Source organism: Sphingobacterium sp. T2, from assembly GCF_000814685.1.
Classification (GTDB): domain Bacteria; phylum Bacteroidota; class Bacteroidia; order Sphingobacteriales; family Sphingobacteriaceae; genus Sphingobacterium; species Sphingobacterium thermophilum.
Genome location: NZ_JXAC01000305.1, coordinates 1 through 2,471, shown reverse-complemented (window position 1 = coordinate 2,471; position 2,471 = coordinate 1). Strand labels below are relative to the sequence as shown.

Genomic DNA, 2,471 nt, shown 5'->3' with positions numbered 1-2,471 from the left:
TCTCCTTCACCAAAGTCAAAATTCTTTTGCTTCAATGGGAGGGAGGACCTTACTATTCACGGATTTCATTTAAAGCTAAGTCTTCAGGAAGTTGATATTTGACACACCAGGGATTTCCACTGGATATTGGAATGCTAAGAAAAGACCTTCGCGAGCACGATCTTCAGGCGATAAATCTAACAAATCTACCCCATCTAACGTTACCTCACCGCCAGTCACTTCGTACGACTCGCGTCCGGCCAAGACGCTTCCTAATGTACTTTTTCCGGCTCCGTTAGGTCCCATGATAGCATGTACCTCACCAGCTTTTACTTCTAAGTTTAATCCCTTTAATATTTGTTTGTCCTCTACAGACGCTTGTAAATTCTTTATTGATAACATTTCTTTTAATATTTGGGAATTTGAAAGATAATGGCAGAGCAGACTCAAACAATCTTATTGCGATAGCTATCGCTCTTTAATTATCTTGCTTTTTATTATCTAATTTTCAAATTATCCTATCCAACAGATCCTTCCAGCGAAATTGCCAACAGTTTTTGTGCTTCAACGGCAAATTCCATCGGAAGCTGGTTTAGCACTTCTTTGGCATAGCCGTTTACAATTAAACCTATAGCCTTCTCCGAATCGATACCTCGCTGATTCAAGTAGAAGATTTGATCTTCCCCGATTTTTGAGGTTGTAGCTTCGTGCTCCAGCTTCGCCGTTTTGTTTTTGTTTTCTATATAAGGGAAGGTGTGTGCACCACAACGGTCTCCGATTAATAGGGAGTCACATTGTGTGAAGTTACGCGCATTGTCCGCATTAGGACCAATCTTCACCAAACCACGATAGCTGTTGTGGCTTGTTCCGGCAGAGATACCCTTGGAAACGATTTTCGAACGTGTATTTTTCCCAAGGTGCACCATTTTGGTTCCTGTATCTGCCAGCTGCTTGTTTCGGGTCATCGCCACCGAATAGAACTCTCCTACTGAGTTATCCCCCTTCAGGATGACACCAGGATATTTCCATGTGATGGCCGAACCTGTTTCTACCTGAGTCCAAGAGATTTTCGAATTATCGCCTTTACAGATTCCTCTTTTCGTTACAAAATTGTAGATACCGCCTTTACCTTCTTTGTCACCAGGGTACCAGTTTTGTACGGTAGAATATTTGATTTCGGCATCTTTCAACGCTATCAACTCTACTACCGCAGCGTGCAATTGATTTTCATCACGCATAGGTGCCGTACATCCTTCCAGATAAGAAACGTAAGCCCCCTCATCGGCAATGATCAAGGTACGTTCAAACTGGCCTGTATTCTGTGCGTTGATACGGAAATAAGTAGAAAGCTCCATAGGACAACGTACGCCCTTAGGAATATATACAAACGAACCATCCGAGAATACGGCCGAATTCAACGCCGCATAAATGTTGTCCGTCTGAGGTACTACCGACCCTAGATATTCTCTCACCAAATCCGGATACTCCTGCACCGCCTCCCCGAACGAGCAGAAAATTACGCCCTGCTCTTTAAGCTTCTCACGAAAGGTGGTCTTTACCGATACCGAATCGAAAACGGCATCCACAGCCACCACCCCCGCCAACACTTTCTGTTCGTCCAACGGAATACCTAATTTCTCAAAGGTAGCCAACAATTCAGGATCTACTTCATCCATGCTTTGCAACTGCTTTTTAGGCTTCGGCGCAGCATAGTATGATATATCTTGAAAATCTACTTCAGGATGTTCAAAGTTTTGCCACGTAGGCATAGTCATAGCCTGAAAATGACGAAACGCTTTCAACCGCCATTCCAAAAGCCATTCAGGCTCATTCTTCTTCGATGATATTAGGCGAATCGTATCTTCATTCAATCCCTTCGGAGCAATATCCATCTCAATATCGGTCGTAAAACCGTATTTGTATTCCTCTTGCTCCAGTTCTTTTAATAATTCGTCGTCTTTGGTACTCATATTATATGTTTCCCTTCTCTTCGGTCAAACCTTTTCAGTTATCTTTGGGACTACAAAGTTACGATATAAATACCAATAATATAGCATCTTTTAGTCCCAATAGCATCAAAAATGTGACAAAAATCACTTCTGTTTATGCCCCAGGCAATTTTTTCATTTTTTTTATGACAGAAATATGATTGACAATCAACAAAAACTATGTTTTTTCGTTTAAAATATAAGATTTATCTATTCAACATAGAAAAAGTCAACCTATTTATGACACAAACAATACAATCCGAAGAAAAGTAACATCGAGCCCCTTCGCCCCTTGTGGCTTTGAAAAAACAAATAATAATACAATATTTGTTATATTTATAAGGCGAAGAAAAGAGTATTATGTCCTATCAATTAGATAAGCTTGATCTTAAGATACTACGACTATTACAGGAAAATGGCCGTATTACGAATTTACAATTAGCGACAAACATTCGTAATGTTGGTGCTGGCGATAAACCAATGTTTGTCGCTAATTGTAAATTC

The 2,471-nt window shown here is 40.6% G+C and carries 2 protein-coding genes and 1 pseudogene; 1 reads left to right on the top strand and 2 read right to left on the bottom strand.

The features are described 5' to 3' along the window. Nucleotides 1-18: 18 nt before the first annotated feature. Nucleotides 19-381, bottom strand: a pseudogene (locus SD31_RS14405) (ATP-binding cassette domain-containing protein); the annotation flags it as partial. Between the two features lie 116 nt (nucleotides 382-497). Then, entirely contained in the window at nucleotides 498-1,949 is a 1,452-nt protein-coding gene (gene sufB, locus SD31_RS14400) for a Fe-S cluster assembly protein SufB (RefSeq protein ID WP_039054629.1), read from the bottom strand. Nucleotides 1,950-2,327: 378 nt separating this feature from the next. Between sufB and SD31_RS16305 the strand changes: the two genes are divergently transcribed. Next, on the top strand, nucleotides 2,328-2,471 hold a 144-nt coding region (locus tag SD31_RS16305; protein WP_156138394.1), incomplete at its 3' end, for an AsnC family transcriptional regulator.